This is a genomic window from Vibrio sp. 1874 (genome assembly GCF_033344395.1).
Lineage (GTDB): Bacteria > Pseudomonadota > Gammaproteobacteria > Enterobacterales > Vibrionaceae > Vibrio > Vibrio alginolyticus.
This window is the reverse complement of record NZ_JAWPOR010000014.1, coordinates 27,747-46,620: the sequence shown is the minus strand read 5'-3', so window position 1 is coordinate 46,620 and position 18,874 is coordinate 27,747. Positions and strand designations below refer to the sequence as shown.

General features: G+C 44.6%; 16 protein-coding genes. All 16 read right to left on the bottom strand.

Features of this window, described 5'->3' with window-relative positions; translation table 11 throughout:
- Window positions 1-44: 44 nt before the first annotated feature.
- The 16 genes from tldD to R8N46_RS19610 all read right to left on the bottom strand — a co-directional run bounded on the left by tldD (window position 45) and on the right by R8N46_RS19610 (window position 18,873).
- Entirely contained in the window at window positions 45-1,490 is a 1,446-nt protein-coding gene (gene tldD / locus R8N46_RS19685) for a metalloprotease TldD (RefSeq protein ID WP_005381134.1), read from the bottom strand.
- A gap of 11 nt (window positions 1,491-1,501) precedes the next feature.
- Entirely contained in the window at window positions 1,502-2,323 is an 822-nt protein-coding gene (locus tag R8N46_RS19680) for a carbon-nitrogen hydrolase family protein (protein WP_171346115.1), read from the bottom strand.
- Window positions 2,324-2,356: 33 nt separating this feature from the next.
- A complete protein-coding gene (locus R8N46_RS19675; RefSeq protein WP_171346114.1) occupies window positions 2,357-6,238 on the bottom strand; it encodes a YhdP family protein in 3,882 nt (1,293 codons plus the stop codon).
- 12 nt (window positions 6,239-6,250) lie between these two features.
- Complete coding sequence (rng, locus tag R8N46_RS19670) at window positions 6,251-7,720, bottom strand: ribonuclease G (protein WP_005381138.1); 1,470 nt, start codon at window positions 7,718-7,720, stop codon at window positions 6,251-6,253.
- 18 nt (window positions 7,721-7,738) lie between these two features.
- The gene (locus R8N46_RS19665) at window positions 7,739-8,308 is read right to left on the bottom strand and encodes a Maf family protein (RefSeq protein ID WP_005381139.1); all 570 of its coding nucleotides are present in this window, start codon (window positions 8,306-8,308) and stop codon (window positions 7,739-7,741) included.
- Window positions 8,309-8,312: 4 nt separating this feature from the next.
- The gene (gene mreD, locus R8N46_RS19660) at window positions 8,313-8,801 is read right to left on the bottom strand and encodes a rod shape-determining protein MreD (protein WP_005381141.1); all 489 of its coding nucleotides are present in this window, start codon (window positions 8,799-8,801) and stop codon (window positions 8,313-8,315) included.
- Window positions 8,791-9,687 (bottom strand): rod shape-determining protein MreC, encoded by an 897-nt coding sequence (mreC, locus tag R8N46_RS19655; RefSeq protein ID WP_005381142.1) that lies wholly within the window; start codon window positions 9,685-9,687, stop codon window positions 8,791-8,793. Before mreC ends, mreD begins: the two co-directional genes overlap by 11 nt.
- A 150-nt stretch (window positions 9,688-9,837) precedes the next feature.
- Entirely contained in the window at window positions 9,838-10,881 is a 1,044-nt protein-coding gene (locus tag R8N46_RS19650; RefSeq protein ID WP_005381144.1) for a rod shape-determining protein, read from the bottom strand.
- A 151-nt stretch (window positions 10,882-11,032) separates the two neighbouring features.
- Entirely contained in the window at window positions 11,033-15,028 is a 3,996-nt protein-coding gene (locus tag R8N46_RS19645; RefSeq protein WP_318098502.1) for a DUF6701 domain-containing protein, read from the bottom strand.
- A 4-nt stretch (window positions 15,029-15,032) separates the two neighbouring features.
- A complete protein-coding gene (locus R8N46_RS19640; RefSeq protein WP_042523492.1) occupies window positions 15,033-15,470 on the bottom strand; it encodes an MSHA biogenesis protein MshP in 438 nt (145 codons plus the stop codon).
- Entirely contained in the window at window positions 15,460-16,188 is a 729-nt protein-coding gene (locus R8N46_RS19635) for a PilW family protein (RefSeq protein ID WP_213972533.1), read from the bottom strand. Before R8N46_RS19635 ends, R8N46_RS19640 begins: the two co-directional genes overlap by 11 nt.
- Window positions 16,188-16,772, bottom strand: coding sequence for a prepilin-type N-terminal cleavage/methylation domain-containing protein (locus R8N46_RS19630; RefSeq protein WP_017636196.1), 585 nt, complete (start codon window positions 16,770-16,772; stop codon window positions 16,188-16,190). The genes R8N46_RS19635 and R8N46_RS19630 overlap by 1 nt, the downstream gene beginning before the upstream one ends.
- A complete protein-coding gene (locus R8N46_RS19625; RefSeq protein WP_205461582.1) occupies window positions 16,769-17,248 on the bottom strand; it encodes a type II secretion system protein in 480 nt (159 codons plus the stop codon). The genes R8N46_RS19630 and R8N46_RS19625 overlap by 4 nt, the downstream gene beginning before the upstream one ends.
- A 115-nt stretch (window positions 17,249-17,363) precedes the next feature.
- A complete protein-coding gene (locus tag R8N46_RS19620) occupies window positions 17,364-17,597 on the bottom strand; it encodes a type II secretion system protein (protein WP_205461583.1) in 234 nt (77 codons plus the stop codon).
- A gap of 70 nt (window positions 17,598-17,667) precedes the next feature.
- Window positions 17,668-18,120, bottom strand: a complete 453-nt coding sequence (locus R8N46_RS19615; RefSeq protein WP_205461584.1) for a type II secretion system protein — start codon at window positions 18,118-18,120, stop codon at window positions 17,668-17,670.
- Window positions 18,121-18,411: 291 nt separating this feature from the next.
- Complete coding sequence (locus tag R8N46_RS19610) at window positions 18,412-18,873, bottom strand: MSHA biogenesis protein MshF (RefSeq protein WP_205461585.1); 462 nt, start codon at window positions 18,871-18,873, stop codon at window positions 18,412-18,414.
- Window position 18,874: the final 1 nt, after the last annotated feature.

Here is an 18,874-nt window from a genome sequence, read left to right as displayed (position 1 = left end):
AAGAGCGCTCTAATGAGCGCTCTTTTTATAACGATTCAACTGAGTTACTCAGTGCCACCCACTGTCAGTGAGTCCAGTTTCAAGGTCGGCTGACCAACACCAACTGGCACACTTTGACCTGCTTTACCACATACGCCAACGCCCTTGTCGATACTTAGGTCGTTACCGACCATAGAGACTTGCTGCATTGCTTCGATACCTGAGCCAATCAACGTCGCACCTTTAACAGGGCGCGTAATTTTACCGTTTTCAATCAAGTACGCTTCCGATGCAGAGAACACAAACTTACCCGAAGTAATGTCCACCTGGCCGCCACCAAAGTTTGGCGCATACAACCCTTTCTCGACCGTCGAGATGATTTCTTCTGGCGTATGTTCACCTGGAAGCATGTAGGTGTTGGTCATACGAGGCATTGGCAAGTGTGCATACGATTCACGACGACCGTTACCCGTTGGATTTACACCCATTAGCCGCGCGTTTAGCTTGTCTTGCATATAGCCTTTCAGCACACCATTCTCGATAAGCGTGTTGTACTGACCGTTTACCCCTTCATCATCCACATTCAGTGAACCACGAAGGTCTTTTAACGTGCCGTCATCTACGATGGTACACAGTGAAGACGTCACTTGTTGACCCATTTTTCCAGAGAACACTGACGACTCTTTGCGGTTAAAGTCACCTTCTAGTCCATGACCTACCGCTTCGTGTAGCAACACGCCAGGCCAGCCAGAACCCAATACCACTGGCATCATGCCTGCTGGTGCTGCTTCTGCTTCAAGGTTGATTAACGCCATGCGAATCGCTTCGTCTGCATAATGGAAAGCTTGTTTCACACCATTGCTTTCCGTTAAAAAGAAATCGTAACCGAAACGGCCGCCGCCACCAGCGCTACCGCGTTCACGTCGTTCGCCTTTTTGTGCGAGCACGCTAATAGACAAACGCACCAAAGGACGAATATCGCCTGCATAAGTACCGTCTGTTGCCGCAACAAGCATCTGCTCATGCACACCGCTGATGCTGATCGAGACCTCTTTAATCAATGGCTCTTTAGTGCGGATGTAAGCATCTAGAGATTTGAGCAATTCTGTTTTTTGCTGCTTTTCCCATTCAGCTAGTGGATTCACAGCGGCGTAGTACGCTTGGTTTTCGGTGCGTTTAAACGCTTGGACTTTACCATTCTGCCCTTGCTGAGCAATACCGCGCGCCGCCATTGCACTCTGCTTCAGGCCTTCAGGCTGGATTTGATCAGAGTAGGCAAAGCCGGTTTTCTCGCCAGTTACTGCACGGACACCAACACCACAATCAATGTTAAAAGAGCCATCTTTGATGATGCTGTCTTCTAGAACCAGAGACTCATGCCAGCTGGACTGAAAGTAAATGTCCGCATAATCGATCTGGCGCGTCGCAATGCTGGCAAGCGTGTCAGCAATGTCTTGTTCTGTCAGACCATTTGGGGCAAGGAGTGCCTGTTCTATTTGGTTTGTGCTCATAGTTAGCTCTTTTATTTCCGTCTCAATTCATTTTGAAAGCGACTGTGTTGAGTCAGCGGCATATTCTGCCTTACTTGTTGGCTTTGTGACAAATCTATCTCAGTCACCAATAAACCTACTTCATCCTGAAGCTGTTTATGGATACGTCCCCAAGGGTCAACGACCATTGAGTGTCCCCATGTTTTTCGTCCACATGGATGCGTTCCAGTTTGTCCGCTTGCCAAAATCCAACATTGTGTCTCAATCGCTCTAGATCGCAATAATACTTCCCAGTGAGCTTGCCCCGTCACAGCGGTAAACGCAGCGGGCACCACAATGATATCCGCCCCTTCTTGACGCAATACTTTATAAAGTTCTGGGAAACGTAAATCATAACAAATACTCAATCCAACACTGCCGATATCAGTTTCCGCAACGACTATTTGATTACCCGCCATAAACGTATCCGACTCACGATAACTACCATAACCATCGGCTACGTCGACATCAAACATATGCAGTTTGTCATAGTGAGCAATGCATTTACCGTGCGGCGGAAATACCAGTGTTGTGGTGGTGACACCTTTTGCGGTTTGAATGGGCATGCTTCCGACAATTAGCGTTAACTGGTTCTTTCTAGCGATTTCACAGAGCCGCTGTTGAATCATGCCACTGCCAAGTGGCTCTGCATGTTGATGATAAGCTTCGCGACTGGAAAATAGCACTGTATTTTCAGGAGTAAGAACAAGTTTGGCACCTTGCTTGCTCGCTAAAGCACACTGTTTTTCAATGAAGTCCAAATTCGCGTTAATATCCGGACCCGAAGTCATTTGAATAATGCCAACACGCTCCATGTGTTTCCTCCCTATTCCATTATATTCGGTGAGTTATTTGGCCTGTTCACGCAGTTTTTCTGGCAGCTTGTATTCACCTTTACTTCGCGAAATTTCTTTCACCGTTGGTGAATCTAGTGGGCCTTTCACTTCATAATTGACTTGAGTGAAGACCTCAACCACCGGAGATATCACCGTAGAGATGGCCAAGACATACAAAGCAGTTTGAGGCGCAACGGCAAACGCGGTCAGCATTGGTAGGCCTGATGTGATGTCTGGTGTGAATTTCACTTCCGCATCAACCATTCTGCTGTTCATATTAGCGATGCCGCGGATTTGCATTTCCCCTGCTAACGCATCCATTACGATATCATTGGTGATAAACACACCGTCTTGGATTTTGCCGGTTCCCGTGATCGAGTTGAATGCCATGCCTTTATCGAATACGTCGGTAAAGTCGAGCTGCATCTTACGGATGATAGAATCCAAGCTAAACAAGCCTAACAAGCGTGCCGCACCACTAACTTCACTGATCACGCCTTTACCAAATTCCGTTGAGACGTTTCCTTGCAAGGTTTGTGTCTTCATTGACCAAGGTGCGCCGTCCCATTCCATATTGGCATTGATCTCAAATGGTGCTTGTTGAATGCCTGATGTAATACCAAAGCGCTCCATAAGATCGGTGTTGTTATCACCTTTCATTTTCATGGTTAAGTTGGAATGACTACTCTCTTTCGTCAGGTCCCACCAACCACTCATATCAATGCGGTTTTTGCCGCTACTAAAGGTGATATTTTTCCACTCCAAGCGGTTCTCGCGACGCTGCAAATCAACATTAACTTTGCCCACTTTGTAACCTTGCAGCCAAAAATCATCGATGTTCAAAGTTAAGTTTGGCATCTCTGCGTGAAACTTGCGGTCAAAATTGGTAATCAAAGGTGCGTTTTGATCTTCACTCGCAAAGATTGAACTGCGCTCTTTGGTCATCTCTTCAAACCCTGGGATGTACAGATGCAAGTGCTCTAGAGAGACCGATAGAACATAGGGTTTCAGATAGTTAGCTTTCCCTTTAACCTCTTGACTGTCCACCTCGAGTTGCCAACTCAAATTTTTCTTGCTTGCTGAAAAATCCACATCATGAAACTCAATCCCACCGAGCTGTAAGTTTGGCGTTTCAACTTCAATGCGTGTCGGCAATGGAATGGTCGGCGTTTTCATGCTTGCCAAAACAGACGATGAAGGCTTGCTCTCAGAGACCTGCGCAAGCTCCGCCCATTGGTCTAAATTCAGTTCTTCGACACGCACCGAAGCATCGTGCCCGACAATAGGACTAATCCGGAAGCCACCTTTGCCAACCATTAAATGAGTCGCAGTCAGAACCGGGACATCGCCAGCGATATCTATCTCAGTTTGATACTTCACATTTGGGATCTGTAGTCGTGCTGAAATACTCTCTTGGTTGCCGGATGCTTGCAGTTTCGCTTGCCCAGACTCACCAATTTTTTTCGCTAAAGGATAAGGATATTGACTAGCCAGACGATTTAGCTGCGCCAGCACTTCAAGCTGATAAGTGAAACCAACATCATTGAGTTGCAAGTCAATATCCATTTGCCACGGCGCATGGCCAGAAACAAGGTTTAACCAACGCTCACCGACATAGGGTTTGAGCGGCTCGACATCCCAATCTCCTAGTGTATTAATTGTCACGTTGTAGCCTTGCTCCGCACTCTCTCCATGGAAATCAAGAGAGATAGGCTGTTGTAATAATTCGGCCGACAAACCCGATGTGGTAACCACATCATTGTCGAAGGTGATACGCCCTGTGGCGTTTTCAAGCGTCATTGGCGGCGCTTCAATATCAACACGATTTTCTGTTAAATCTGCATAACCCCAAGCGCGAGACTCTTTCTCAAAATCAAACGGTATATTGAGTTGAAACTCAGAGTAAACGGGACCACTCACTTGCAGCGCTGTCAATGCGGCACCGACTGAATCCACTAATGGCGTCGCCATCATGTAGTCACGGACTTCATTACCCGGCGCGCTTGCTTTCGCTTCAATCTCGATGTGTCCACCTTCTGCCAACTCAGGGATTCGCCCAGTGATACGCTTAGCATGAACGCCATTTAGTGTGGCTGATTTTGAATCCAAATACATGGCATCATTTTCAAACAGCAAGTCTAGCTGCAAATCCGTGATGGTTGGCCATGCCGTATCAAAGCTAAATTTCGCGTCTTTTAATCCAACCCAAGCTTGGAACATGCCATTATGTTCTTTGTAAGGAAAATCACCTAACTCGCCATACCACAACAATTTCGCTGTATTCACTTTTCCGCCCTGAATCGCGGTCGAAAGATAGTCGGTCAAGTCTTGTCCAAGTGCCAGAGTCGGTAGATAGCGCCATGTTTCACCCGCGTTGTAGAGATCCGCTTCGGCATAGAACGATAAAAATGGGCTTTGTTCTTTTGGAAAATCAAGACGGAATGCCCCCAAGACTTGAAGATCAGGCGTTGCTGCCGTCACTTTATCCGCCCACAAACGCCAACCCGCATCATCTTGCTGCCAGATAATATCGACTTCACCTTGTTTGATATTCAGCGGAGCTTGGAATACATCGCCGTACGGAAAGACATCATCAATGACGGTGACTTTTGCTTTAGCTTGATTCACATCCCCCGATACGCTGCCCTGTACGTGATGAAACCCGGGTAGGAGCTCCCATTGTGTCATCGCGAGTTCATCCAGTTCAGCCGAGTAGCGTAAGGTGTCTAAACCGCCGTTCATTGACAATCGGACATCTTCGACCCGACCTTTCGGTGCTAGTTTGTTAATAAGGTCACTGGTCGACTCTGACTCTGGAGCCAACTTGATGAGCGGAATGAGTGCTTCGATGTCGATTTGAGAGAGATTGAGCATCCAGCCGTTTGGTTGCCAATCAAACGCGACGTCTAGCTCTGGCCAAGGGGTGTTGTCGGTTCTGATCTGAAGTGAGTGGCCATTTACTTTCCAGCCTTGTCTATCTGGTCGAAGATTGAAAATTCCAGACTCAATAAACAGCTCATGATGTCCATCTTCATTCCACACCAACTCGGAAGGCAGTAATTCAACATAAGCATCATGCGGTTGGCTATGTTTGAGCGTTAGCCAAGTATTTAAGCTGACTTTACCCGACTCTGCTCCTGACTCTTCTTGCATGTAAGTGGTCAGCCAAGGTGTGACCGAGACATCTTGAGCACTCACGTAAAACTCACCAGATACATCGCGCAACGAGCCATGATCTTTAAAGTTAGCGCTTACTAACAATGAGTTCAGGCGAACATCGGCAATGCTAACCGTGCCCTCGGCTACGTGACGCTTCCCTTGATTACTCCAACGAAGCTGCTCAATATCTAAACGGCGAGTTTCACCTGACACAGACTTATACCAAATCCGTGAATCGCTAATAGTGAAGTCTTCGAACTGACGTAAAAGAAGTGAGTCGAGTTGGTCAATGAGTTTCACTTCGCTCTTATCCACTTCAGGCTTCGGATCTTGACGATGAGAAGTCGGCAGAATGTCTACCGTGTGAATGTCTAAAGCGAGGTTATGAATGGTAAGGTCTGCAACTACAGGTTTAAGTTGAAAAAGAGATTGAATAAGGTCGAACTCAATTTGGACTTCTTCAACAGCGAAGCGTGCATCTTGCACGTTTGGTAGATTTGCCTCTAAACCCAGTAACGCGATTGAGGGATGATTATTGCGCCACGTCCCTGCGACATTGGCAATAGAAACGTCAAAACCTGTGCCTTGCTTGACCCAGGTTTTGATCTCATCTTGGAAATGGTTAAGTTGCGGCAATGTGACGCGCAGCGTGGTCACTAATATGGCTAATAACACCAATACAGTAACTAAACTCCACGCACAAAAACGCCCAAAACGGTTAACACCAGAATTCACAAATGTTCCAAATTACATCATTACGACGTCAAACTGTTCCTGAATGTACAGGGGTTCAGCCTGAACTCGCACTTGCTTGCCAATAAATACTTCGAGCTCAGCCAACGCATGAGACTCATCGCCCAATAGCGCTTCAGCAACAAACGGCGATGCGTACACGACAAAATTATCGGCGTCGTAAGCACGGTTCACACGAGTAATCTCGCGTAATATCTCAAAGCATACGGTTTCGACCGTTTTCACGCTGCCACGGCCTTCACAAGTAGGACAGCCAGAACACAAGATATGTTCAATACTTTCTCGCGTGCGCTTACGCGTCATTTCAACTAAGCCAAGCTGGGTAAAGCCGTTGATGTTGGTTTTTACTCGGTCTTTCGCCAGCGCCGTTTCCAGTGAGGTAAGTACTCGCTGACGATGCTCTTCGGATGCCATATCGATAAAATCAATAATGATGATACCGCCGAGGTTACGTAAACGTAGCTGACGCGCAATAGCTTGCGTTGCCTCTATATTGGTATTGAAGATAGTCTCTTCGAGATTACGACGACCAACAAATGCACCCGTGTTGATATCGATGGTGGTCATGGCTTCGGTTTGATCGATGATCAAATAGCCGCCCGATTTTAGCTCGACCTTGCGCTCTAAAGAACGCTGAATTTCGTTTTCGGTGTCGTACATGTCAAAGATTGGCTTGTCACCTTCGTAAAGCTCAAGCTTATCTGTTAACTCCGGTACATACTCAGAAGTGAATTCTTTCAGGTTTTCATATTCAAGGCGGGAGTCGACCATGATCTTATCAAGCTCTGTGCCAACAAAGTCACGCAGAATGCGTTGAGCTAAGCCGAGTTCACCGTAAAGTGTTGAACGCGTTTTGTATTTTGAGCGACGCTCCATGACTTTTAGCCACAAACGCTTTAGAAATGCCGCATCTTGAGAGAGCTCTTTTTCATCAGCGCCTTCTGCCGCGGTACGAATGATAAAACCACCGTGCTCATCGCAGTAATGGTTCACCACCTTTTTCAAACGCTCACGTTCTTTCTCACTTTCAATACGCTGCGAAACACCGACATGGCTGGCCCCCGGCATAAAAACAAGATAACGCGAAGGTAAGGTGATATCCGTCGTTAAACGCGCACCTTTCGTGCCGAGCGGATCTTTGACCACTTGAACAACAATGTCTTGTCCCTGGCGTACCAGCTCAGAGATATCACGGACTTGAAACTGCTGTTTTTCGTTTTCTGCCACACATTCGGTATGGGGAACAATATCTGACGCATGTAAAAACGCCGCTTTATCTAAACCAATGTCGACGAAAGCTGCCTGCATGCCTGGTAACACTCGGCTTACTTTGCCTTTGTATATATTGCCCACAATACCGCGACGCGATTCGCGCTCGATATGTATTTCTTGTAGTACTCCACCTTCAATCATGGCCACACGAGTTTCACTCGGGGTCACGTTAAGCAGCAATTCTGCACTCATGTGCACACCTCAAAACAATTATAAAAATTCTTGAATTAGCTGATCGGTTTCGAACAAAGGTAAGCCTACTACAGCGTGATAACTGCCTTCGATTCGGGTGACAAATCGCCCTCCGAGTCCCTGAATACCATAACTTCCAGCTTTATCGCATGGCTCTCCTGACTGCCAATATTGTTCGATTTCTTCGTGAGTCAGTGGTTTGAACCACACGTCAGTGGTAACGACCACTGAATGTTGTTGTTCCGATGATACAACGCTCACCGCAGTCATCACTTGATGGCGACGACCCGATAAGTCAGTAAGCATACGCTTTGAATCTTCAAAACTTTTTGGTTTTTCTAGCACACGGTCATCGCATACGACGACCGTATCAGAGCCCAATACAACGGAATCAGGCTTAGCCAACGCTAAGCCTGCCTGAGCTTTTTCCAAAGAAAGACGCAACACGTAATCTCGTGCTTGCTCATGAGCCTGTTTGGCTTCCTCAATATCAGGCAATACGATCTCAAAATCATAACCCAGTTGAGCAAGCAGCTCTTTTCTTCTCGGAGAACCCGATGCGAGAACGAGAGATAAGCTTTTCTTCACCGCTTTACCTTACGTGCCATGCACGACGAACTCGTCGCATTAATAAAAACATCCATGGCCAAAGTATACAGTTTATTGCCGCCGTCCACAGAGATAATGGATTAAATACTACGTCCTGGTTCAAATATTCCCCACAGAATATCAAAACTTCCAATAACGCAGTAAAAAAGGCAATTAAAATCGACTGTTGCCACAAAGCCATGTTGCGAATCAACAGGAAATTCAGCGCCACGAGGTAGATAACGATCGACATCATCATGCCACGAATTCCAAGCGTTGAGCCGATCAAGATATCCCATAATAAGCCCAACACTAGCGCAGTTCCGACGTTCACTCGGTGCGGTAGTGCCAACACCCAATAACACGTAACAAGGAACAACCATGAAGGGCGTAACACATCTAACACACCTGGCCATGGAATGGTTTGCAGTACCAGCGCAACGAAGAAACTGACGCCAATCACCATTCGGCTACTCAATACATTATTGGCCATCGGTTACCTCTTGTTCTTGCTCTAACCCTTCATCTACATTGGACCGCAGTACTTTGTGTTGACGGTCTTCATTCGGCCAAATCAGCAGTAGGTAGCGTAAGCGATCAAATTCCACTACCGGCTCAGCCTTGATTGAGGCGAACTCTTGACGCGTATCGTGATCCACATTGGTAACCGTCGCGACTGGATATCCTTCAGGGTAAATACCACCTAAACCGGATGTCACCAATAAATCACCAACCTGAATATCTGTGCTGGTTGGAATGTGCTCCAGTTGGATTTCATCCATTTCACCATTGCCCGATGCGATCACTCGGATATCATTGCGGATCACCTGGACAGGAATTGCATTTTTCGCGTCCGTTAGCAGCAGAACACGTGCGTTGTGCGCTGCGACAAACGTGACCTGACCGACGATGCCTTTCTCGTTGATAACAGGCTGACCAACGTAAACACCATCAATACGGCCTTTATCGATCACCACTTGATGCCGATAAGGTGAAGTATCCACCGCCATTACTTCTGTCACGACTTTCTTTTCATCACGGACAAATGAAGATCCTAGCAACTTACGTAGGCGTTGGTTTTCTTCTTTATATTGGTCGAGCAAGATAAGCTCGCTTTTCAGGCGTAGCACTTCTCGCTTTAAGCTGCGATTGCCTTCAACCAATGCCTGATGAGAATTAAAACGTTCAAATACGCCATCGAACATACTACGAGGTAAATTCGCTGCGTACTGAATCGGTGCAACCATACTGTTTAGTAGGTATCGAACGTTGGAAAACGTATCTAGACGACTATCGGCCAGCATTAAGCTCGCCGACACGATGACAGCAAAAAACAGACGTAATTGCAGAGACGGACCTCTGCCGAAAATCGGTTTCATCTTGTTTTTGACCTGATTGCTTCCATGATTATTGAGCCTTACTTGGCAACCTAAAAATACTTAACTAAATACTTTTAGGTATGGAGCATGTTTGAATTACAGAGAGAGCAGAAATGAAGGTGAAGCCCGACATGAGCTTCACCTAAACCTTTATTCTTCAGAGAACAGATCGCCACCGTGCATGTCGATCATTTCTAGTGCTTTACCGCCACCACGCGCAACACACGTTAGTGGATCTTCCGCGATAACCACAGGAATACCAGTTTCTTCCATTAGTAGACGGTCTAGGTCTTTAAGTAGTGCACCACCACCTGTTAGTACCATACCGTTTTCAGAAATGTCTGAAGCAAGCTCTGGTGGACACTGTTCTAGTGCAACCATGACTGCTGATACGATGCCAGATAGCGGCTCTTGAAGCGCTTCTAGGATCTCGTTTGAGTTCAAGCTAAAGCTTCGTGGCACACCCTCTGCAAGGTTACGACCGCGAACTTCAATCTCTTGAACTTCATCACCTGGGTAAGCAGAACCGATTTCGTGTTTGATCTTTTCAGCCGTTGCTTCACCAATCAAGCTGCCGTAGTTACGACGTACGTAGTTGATCACAGCTTCATCAAAGCGGTCACCACCGATACGTACAGACGATGAGTAAACCACACCGTTTAGAGAGATAACGGCAACTTCAGTTGTACCACCACCGATATCGACCACCATTGAACCTGTCGGCTCAGATACACGTAAACCAGCACCAATTGCCGCCGCCATTGGCTCGTCGATTAGGTAAACTTCACGCGCACCAGCACCAAGTGCTGATTCACGAATTGCGCGACGCTCAACTTGGGTAGAACCACAAGGAACACAAACAAGAACACGTGGGCTTGGCTTTAGGATGCTGTTATCGTGCACTTGCTTGATAAAGTGCTGAAGCATTTTTTCGGTTACATAGAAATCAGCAATTACGCCGTCTTTCATTGGGCGGATAGCGGAAATGTTGCCAGGTGTACGACCAAGCATCTGTTTTGCTGCGTGACCGACTGCAGCAACGCTTTTTGCAGAACCTACACGATCTTGACGAATAGCAACTACAGAAGGTTCATCAAGGACAATTCCTTGCCCTTTTACGTAAATTAGAGTGTTGGCTGTACCTAAATCGATAGATAGATCGTTAGAAAACATGCCACGAAGTTTCTTAAACATACTCTTCGCTCATCCTGCAAAAATATAGAAGACAAAAATTGCTCTAAATGTACCAATGCCTCGCTGTCACAGCAAGGTATTGGTACACAAACATGAGCAGAAAGCCTCAATTTCTTGCAGTTTCCTAACTTAAGGGCAAAAACCTAAGTTGTTACTGTCCGGTTAACCCTGGCTCACCACGGTAAATCACACGGTCATTACCACGGTGAATACCAAAGGTGACGACGGAGGATGGGTTTTCTTCACCAGCTTTCTTATTGTCCCAGTTGTACTTGAGCCAAGGTAAGCCATTTTTTGAATCATCAAGATCTAACCAAACTTGTGATTGCTGTCGAACTTCATTATCACAACCTTGTACAGCGGTTAAACGCTCTCTATTTGCATTTGGTAATATGCCCCCGGTAACTTTAGCACTGGATGTTTCACTGTCTGCTGAATCAAGAACTTGAATATCGATATCACAGGCAGTAACACCATCTGGACTGCTCCAAATCAGTTTATCATCGCCTTGCTCTACAGCAGAAACGGCCGTTCGGTTGTCCTTAGAATTGACGACAAATCGGTTCTTATTCCAGTACTCAACTTTAAGAGGAATGCTGAGTGTATCCCCTTGTCTTCCGCCAATATCATCTAAAACCATACGCCCATACCTAACATCAGGTTGAGATAACAGTTGTTGCTCTACGGTACGAGATTGTTTGCCATCATGACCTTCTGTCAGAAATAGAGTTGGGTCAATATGTGCTGTCTTCGTACTCGCTGTATTATTGAGAGACAACGCAATTGATGACTCAGTAGAACTATCTGTTGATACTTTGGAGTTAAATGGACCATCTAAATTAACAGCTTTGCTCCAATCAACAGAATTAACCCAGGTTTTACTCCAAATCGCACCAGACCAGTTTTTACTGGTTAGATCAGAGTCCAAGATACTAAGTCGGTCAGAAAAGCTTCCAGCTAAGTGCAAGTCTGCTTTCAAAGAATCAGCAAAACTACCATAGTTCTGCGTAGCATACCCATCAGCGTTGTACGCAGTGACTTCAAACTTAACTGACGCAAAGTTTTGCCCCATATAAACGGAGTCATTCTGATTATCAGGATAAGTCCACTCGGTTCCTGTTACTTTAAAATAATCAGGATAGAAACGACCAACTGTGACGTCATATTCATCTAGTTTCTCTCCCAAATACGTTGCTTTAGTTTTAAGGTTTAAAGCGCCAACTTCACCCCAAACATATTCAACTGTTTTACCCGTTTTAGCTTCTTCCGAACTAAAGTCTAAGCTTGAACCTTTACTTGGGTCTAAGTTGGCGATCTCACCACCCAATGGATACAAGACAGAAAACTCAGCATCAAGTGGTGCAGCCGTATTTGAATCAGAGAAATAGTTTTGTGTCAGTGGGTATTCACAAACATTGGTAGCATTACCACGTGAGTCGCTATGAACGACTGGTTTATAGGTCACATTAAAGCTTTCAGCAGAGGCAATAAAGCCATCACCAGTAGCTTGTGTCTCAGGGTTAGCTTTTCCACCATTTTTCGCCACAATATTACATGCGGCAATTTTCCATGGTCGAGACTTAACGCTGAATGAGCCATTGAGAACCACTGATTCTTGCTCACCTTTCTCTTCATCCGGAGCGATTGGACACCCATCTGAGTACTGAGGATCACACGTGAAATTCGCATCTTCGAGTTTGATTGTGTACAAGCCCGACTCCATTAGCTTAAAGGTATCAGATGTCTTACCTTGCTCTGAGTCAATAAATTTAGGCTCATATGTTAATAAGCTCGCGTCACTGCGCCCGTCAGCTGGTGTTTCGATTTCCAACTGAACACTTGGTGAGCCCGTGTAACTTTTCACTACCGTTTGCTGGCCATCGCTACAAGCTAATACTCTTGTTTCTATTTGATAATTTTTACCAGCTACGATTGCTTGGTCATCTATGTCAAACTTGAATGGTACAAATTTGAAGGTAGACGTCTGCGTTTTTGATGGATCATTGTCCACCGTAACCTTTAACGTATATTCGTCATTAAGCTCAATACCATTTTGATCTGTAACGGTAACTTGTAGCTTCAACTTACCAAGCTTCGAAGACACATTGCTTGTAGTAAAGCTTGGGTAAGTGCCTGTACCAGTGCTATCAGCGACTTCTACAGAGAACTTATCGGCATCAGGATAAACCTGCACAGTAACCCCTGTACTTTCCGCATAGCCATCATTCTTGGTTTCTATTTCAAAGCTAGGTTGCTCTGTCCCGCACATCAGCGCATATTGTGTTGCTGGAAATAGCGTTACTTCATAGTTGTCAGAAGGCGTAAAACAGTGGTTGTCGGTCGCTATAATTTGCGCATCCTCTGTCATATAGATTTGACGCGCAGTTACCGCACCACGGACGATACTGTTATTATCCACTTTAACATCTGACTCGCTATATAGCAGACCGACAAACTCACTATCTTCACTTAGTAGAACATTAGAATCTTGACTACCGTGAACAAGAACGACAAGTTCTCCAGATTTAGTCGTGGTATTCTCTTCTTTAAACCAACTTTTCTTACCGTCTTCCTTCTTACCGCTCATCGAAAGCTTTTTGATATGAATAGTAACTTTTTCACCAGCAGGTATCGAAATCACACCACCATTATTAATGTCGATGCTGGCAACCCAGTAAGTACCCGTTTTAAAAGTTACTGTGCCTTTACCGACTGAAAGGTTTCCAATAACTTCATTATTCGAAAATTCACGCTCACTCTCCCAAACATTGACATTATTCAAGTTAGGGTCATCCGGACTCCTAAAGCTCTCGAGCTCTTGTTTTGTAACCATTAACCCGGAATCACCCAAACAACTTTGCCCATCACAGCTTGCTTCATTTCTTATATCAATCGAGCTTGGAGAAAAACCAACATACCTCTTGCCATTACTGAGTTGAGCTCCCGTTATTTTGGTTCTATTGCTCATCTGTAACAAAGCATTTGTGTTGCTAGACCATGTTTGAGCTGGCGAAGGGAAAAGTTCACAAACCCCATCAACTGGAGGTTTATCGAAAAGGAAGTAGGAGAATGGTTCGACAACATGACCACGTTCCGAGTCTCTCTGCATATCTTCTTCATTGATAAGAGCTACACCTGTTTTTGTCACTGAGCAGCGACGTAGCCAACCACCATTGTTACCATTACGCGTTCTTTTAGACGCAAGTAATACAGGTGCAGACTTAAAGCCAGAAACAGGAAAATTACTCACTTGTAAGCAACCCTCTGTAATTGGTTTAATGACGTTGTCGTCCAATGCTCCCAACGTATTTCGTGTAGAGCCATCCCCTAACCAGAACTTACGACCATTAACAAAGCCTTGCCCGAGACCAGCAACAAAAGCTACGTCCTCAGATTTAGCTAGCACAGCATTCTTCGTAACTTCTGAACGATCTAAAATCAATGAGAAGCCTTGCACTGTAGGATTAAGTGCAATTGAACTCAGCCACAAAGGTTGCCCATTAATGTAGTTATTCTTAGTTTGTAATTGAACTAAGACGCCAGGGGCAGACGCAAAAGAAGTATTTAGACCAAAGTCCCTAAATAGCACATTTTTACTTTTGTAGGTTGTACCGCCAATATTCGAATAAGTAAGGTCGGAGCTTACCTTACCTGCAACAATCATGGCATCCCCATCAAACTTGATAACACCAGGTTCGATAACGAGGTAGTCTATGTCTTCCATGGGAGCATCAACGAAAGTCACCCTCTCACCTTGATTATTGTTGTCCGTGCATCGCCACTTCCCGTTATTGTTTTGCTTCAATCGCTTACATGCCGCGCTGTGTGGCGGAAACAACTGCTTTACTGTGGCCTGAGTTTTGGACTTTGACCATATACGTAAATTTGAAGGATACTCCGTCCTCTTATCCGCGAAGTTAGACATTGACGCATCAATCGTCGACATCACAAAGACAAGCGGCTCTTCATCGTAGGTGTTCTGAAACTCGATATCACATGTAACACCACGCTCATTATTCAATACCTTACAATTTTCAGCAGGGATGGTGCCAAATTCAAACTGAGGGTTGTTATTTACTGCAGCAAAACTGATTGACGAAAAAAGGAAAAGAGCTACCGCAAGTAACGATATTATTATTTTTTTCATTATCTTACTCCCTCACCCAAACTTCTTGCTGTCGTTGAACTTTAGACACTCCAGAACCACAAACAGCCACACTTTTAACCACATATAGCTCCACTTCTTTACCAGGAAAGTCACCTGGTAGCTTACCTGCCTCCTGACATTCGATCGTTGTAACTTTGCATGCTTTATCAAACAAGTCACTGTCAGGCTTAACTCTTTTAGCTTCAATATCATCGCAACGAGTTTTAACAGCAGCGGAACTACTTAAAGGGAAAAACTGAGTTAACACCCAGTCATTACTCGATTGAGCAGTAAACCATGCCTTTGTACCCAAAAACTCACGCGTTAAACCACTTTGATTAGACCAAGTCACTTTCATTAGTGACGCAGCCAAATACCCCATTACGATAATGACAAAGAGCGTCACAATTAACACATTGCCTTTTTGCTTATTATGGAACATTCAGCACCTGCACATCTTGTTGGTACACACTACTTTCACCGGACTGTTCAAACACGAACCTCAGATGCACGAGCCCGCCTCGATGAAGCGATGTATCGTCATATTTGAAATAACTCTGAGATTGATCATCAACATAAATAAGATTGTCGGCAATTATTTCGCCGTAACGCTGTATCTGTGTGCCTACAAAGCAATATTTCACTGACTTAGATGGATCATAGAGATAGTGTCGATTAGAAACGGAGCGACTAGTTACTGAACTAGCGCCGTTAATGATCTTGTATGATTTATTCGAATCTGGAGAAAGGGCTCCGACATCAACACTATGAGTGGATGAGGTTAAATCACTTAACCGTGTTGGGTTAATCACCATTTTCAAGCCACTATCAAATTCGGGAGCATTATTACCAAAAAAACCCACCACAAACTGTATATCATTACCAGAAATCGCATAAAAACCAGAGTGCTCTATAGGCATAAAAATCAGGCAGTTTTTTTCACTCTCATCAATAAAAAAGCTATTCGGCACCGCATGACGAATCTCTCGAGATATTTTCTCAATAACGAATTGCGCCTGAGTTTGTAGTCTCTGCCTATCAATAGTATCAGCATAGCCCTTTGCTCCTAACTGCAAATAACCAGCAATTCCGAGCATGATAAAACTACTAATCACAATAGTGATGACCATTTCTATTAAAGTGAAACCACAATTTTTCATTAGTAATTTCCCCTTATCGCAGACAGTGTTAAAGGCTGTGTTTGTCCGGCGTAAATAGTCATAGTGACTCGTTTATAAGGCGTGATATCTTCCTGTGAAGGATTATTGACACCCGTTCCATCTGATTCAACGTATTGCACTTTCACTTCAACTCGAAAGTTCTTGTAATCATTTGCCATAGACGTGCCAAGAACGTTACTCAGCTCGTATAACGGCGTAGAGTTACAGCTGGCCTTTGTACCTTGTGTATACCAGCAACCGATATAGTCATCGACATCATTAAAACTAGCTGGGTTTGATTCACCGCTATCTGCCCCAAGACTTGTGGAACAATCCTTACCACCAAGGACAGTCTCACTACAGCGTACTAAACCACCATCAAAGTCGCTGTTTTCATCGAAGCCTCGCGCCAATATCTGTGACATAAAACCTTGGCCTAATGCGGCAGCGCGGGTTTGATAATGAGGGATGGCGGAATCTCGAATTTGAGGGACAAGAAAAGAAGTAAACGCCACCATCGCAATGCCCATTAAAACAATCGCGATGATCATTTCTATTAACGTCATGCCACTAGATTTCTTCATGAGCATGTACCTTTAGAAACATAGCCTTGAGTATTAATTTCAACTTGGCAGCGGCTTCGACCATGTTTATCTTCAATTAAGATGTTTACAGCACCACTTACAGGATTGCCGAGAAGGTTAAAATTAATTGTATTTGCGGCACCGCTGATAACGGAAAACTTTGCGGACTTATCGATAACCACGTCACTACGGGCATCTTGTGCACTACCTATTAATGCGCAGGCAGCAACTGAACCAACACATGAGCTAGAAACTTGCAAACGAAAGTTATCATCAGTTTTCTCAACATTCGACTGCATACGATTCACCTGCACTTGGCGAATCACAGAAATCACACGTTCTTGTAATGCATATGCAGAAAAACTGCCAGAGCCCATAAAACGGCTGGCTGCAAAAAGTGAAAGGATGGAGAGGAGAACAATCACTAGGATTAACTCCATTAACGTGACCCCTAATGCAGAGCTGCGAATTTTCATACCCCAACCTTAGGCTTAGAACAAGCGAGATAAGTATACGATGAAATTATGAGATTAATGATAGGTTTATAATTTTTCGATTCGAAGTGTGAACAGACGAACAAATAACCAATATCTAGTTATTTTGCCTTTTTGAACGACTAATCTCTTCTTCAATTCGATCGTAAGTTTCTTTGTTGCTTAGCGTCTCAGAAACGTGCTCAGCGGTCTGCTTGGTTTGCTCCCACTTCGCTTCGTAAGTTTCTGGTTCAAAGCTGATAAATCTTGGTAATACCACATAACCGATCACACCTAAGATAATCAGTACAACCACAAACTCAATTGCACTAAGACCTGATGATTTACGCATATGAACTATTCCGAAATTAATCAAAATAAAGAGATAAAGGCCAGACTAGCTGGCCTTTGTTGTCGAACTATCAGTTTTTACATGAGCCAACAACTTCAGCTTTAGCTGCATCGTCAGCATCTGCTTGGGTGTAAGTTACGTAACACTTGGTGTAGCCTTCGTAACCGTATGTGATTGATGAGCCTGTACCACCACTAATCACTTTCCAATCATCAGCCAAGCCTTCTACAACTAGAGATAGAGCTGAAGAAGTTGCTTTAGGGTAGCCGTATGCGATTGCTAGATCGTCAGTCGACTTAATTGTAAGAGCAGCAGAAGATAGAGCTTCTTTACCATCAATTGCAGCTTTACCGTAAGTAATGCCAGCAGCCCCAGCCATCGCGCCTTTTAGACCTTCAAGCGCAGAGTTACGAGCATCATCTTGTAGGTTAAGGAAACGTGGTGCTGCAGTTACCGCTAGAATACCTAGGATTACAATTACCACTACCAATTCGATAAGGGTGAAACCACCTTGTCTTTTCATTGTTTACTCTCTCTATGTAAGCATGCAGTACAACTGCAAAGTTTTGTTTAGGTCACGCGACCATTTTGGATATTGTCAAAACGGTTTGGGGCAGCAACGTTCACTAAAACTGACCGTGAAGTGGATACTGTATCTACCGCTTGAGCAGAATGACGATTCGCCATTATTCAGTTCATGCTGCAATGAGAAAAACACATTATTGTTTACCCACTATTACAGCCTGTTACTTATGGTAATGATTGCATTATACCGACTTTCATTACCAATTATAGTGATTAGGTGTCAAAAAATTCACTCTGCCGACATTTCGACGTCTATTTTCAGTTGATTAGCAGTTGAGATAACTACAATCGACCGACCATTTTCATAAGTGTATTGACAGACATAACGATCAGTTTTGATGGCTCCACTGATATCTATTAACTTGTTGGTCATTATTTTACGTTGGGGGTAATGCACCGCTAGCCAATAACCACAATCTAAAACACCTTGTTGAGTAAAGGGAGACACTAGCCCGCCCTCAGTCATGGTAAGGTTAAAACCATCCATCAGCATATGTTTTGGCTCGCCTTGTACTAACCAAGCTTGACGATAACGCTGAACACTATCTTGCATCCAAACTCTCGCCAACTTCGCTCCGGTCACTTGCGCCTGCTCGGTAACAGGACGTAATTTGACCGCCAAGCCAACAGCAATGATGGTAGCAATTACCCCAAAAACGATTAGCGTCGCCCGACTTTGATTTTCAACCACC